Origin of the sequence: Streptococcus pseudopneumoniae, assembly GCF_001072315.1 — a bacterium.
Lineage (GTDB): Bacteria > Bacillota > Bacilli > Lactobacillales > Streptococcaceae > Streptococcus > Streptococcus pseudopneumoniae_R.
Genome location: NZ_JVLI01000048.1, coordinates 1 through 297, shown reverse-complemented (window position 1 = coordinate 297; position 297 = coordinate 1). Strand labels below are relative to the sequence as shown.

The 297-nt window shown below is 36.7% G+C and carries 1 pseudogene; it reads right to left on the bottom strand.

Going from position 1 to position 297, the window contains the following annotated elements:
- Positions 1-123: 123 nt before the first annotated feature.
- Positions 124-297 (bottom strand): annotated as a pseudogene (locus tag ADH54_RS01880) (sigma-70 family RNA polymerase sigma factor); the annotation flags it as partial.

Genomic DNA, 297 nt, shown 5'->3' with positions numbered 1-297 from the left:
GGCGGTGTCTTAACCCCTTGACCAACGGACCAGAGTTGTTATTTTCAACTCTTACTATTATACAGGCTTTTCAAACTTTGTCAACACCTTTTTTAAACTTTTTTTACTTTTTTGCATGGATTCCTAATGAGTACGGATGTCAAACTCTTTAAACACAATACGTAAGTCCTTTAGCACTCTTTGACGCCCTCGGAAGCGTTCATCTCTTAAGACGCGTTCTAGCTCTTCTTGTTTCTCTTTACTTTGTTTGTTTCTATAATCTCTTAGTGTTTCATGAAAGAGATAATAGTCATCTAG